At 76.4% G+C, this 1,033-nt stretch carries 1 protein-coding gene and 2 pseudogenes; 2 read left to right on the plus strand and 1 reads right to left on the minus strand.

Annotated features, from left to right (window positions below; translation table 11 throughout):
• Nucleotides 1-457 (minus strand): annotated as a pseudogene (locus G3I53_RS11175) (hypothetical protein); the annotation flags it as partial.
• Nucleotides 458-592: 135 nt separating this feature from the next.
• Between G3I53_RS11175 and G3I53_RS11180 the strand changes: the two are divergent.
• Nucleotides 593-838 carry a phosphopantetheine-binding protein gene (locus G3I53_RS11180; RefSeq protein WP_055595241.1) on the plus strand — a complete coding sequence of 82 codons (246 nt, stop codon included), beginning with the start codon at nt 593-595 and terminating at the stop codon, nt 836-838.
• Nucleotides 839-844: 6 nt separating this feature from the next.
• Nucleotides 845-1,033: pseudogene (locus G3I53_RS11185) on the plus strand (D-alanine--poly(phosphoribitol) ligase); the annotation flags it as partial.

The raw sequence follows: 1,033 nt of genomic DNA on the forward strand, positions 1-1,033 counted from the left end.
ACCAGACCTCGTCGGTGTGCCCGAGAGCGGTCAGCAGCACCACGAGCGGCCCCTGTCCGCCCGCCCGGTAGCGGACGCGCGACCCCGCGGCCCGTGCCTCCCGGCGGTCCATGGTCCCGGCCAGCCGGGCCGCCCGCGCCGACCGGACCGCGGACCGCCGGTCCAGCCGTCGCCGCCACCCGGCCCAGTCGTCCCCGTCCTCGCCGTCGCACTGTCGGCCGTCCGAGCCGTCGGGGCCGGGACGGCGCAGGTCCAGCAGGCGGTCCACGGCCGTGAACTCCTCCCGGTCCGCCGCCCGCAGCGTCGCACCGAAGGCGGCACGCACCGCCTCCCCGGCCCCCGCGGGCGGACCGGCCGCCCGCAGCGGACGGCCGGCGAAGTAGTCGGGCGCCTTCCGCGTCACCTCCGTGAACGTCCGGTGCACGGCGGACAGGAACGCCTCCAGCGTCTCGGGCATGCCAGGGTCCTCCCCCTCCTCGGCCGCCCTCCGAGCATGATCGGGCGCCCGCACGGGTGCCGCTCAGTAGTGAGCGGCACCCCGCGCCGCGCGCCGGTTCGCTGTGGGGGTCACCGAGTGGAAGGGCGTCGCGGAATGGTCGCGTACGAGACACTGGAACAGATCCTGCGTGCCCAGCTGCCCGCGCTGGAGCACGAACCCGAAGTGCCCAAGGACCTGCCCCTGGCCGCCGTCGGACTCGACTCGGTCGCCACGGTCGTGCTGATGGACACCCTCGAGGACATCCTCGGCGTGACCTTCCCCGACCACACGATCGCCCCCGCCACCTTCCGCACACCGGGCTCGCTGTGGGCGGTCCTGGACCAGCTGGCGAACGGCTGACGGACGATGGGTGCCGACGGCGGTCCCCTGCTGGACCAGTGGTTCGACCGGGGCCGCTCCCTGGCCCCCGACGGCCCCGCCCTGTGCGCGGGCGGACGGACCCTCACCTACGACGCGCTGGACCGCGAGGTGTCCGCGCTCGCCGGCCCGCTCGCCGCCGACGGCCGCCGCCGCGTCGGCATCCTCGCGGCCCGC

The sequence above is a fragment of the Streptomyces sp. SID14436 genome (assembly GCF_010548465.1).
Classification (GTDB): Bacteria; Actinomycetota; Actinomycetes; order Streptomycetales; family Streptomycetaceae; genus Streptomyces.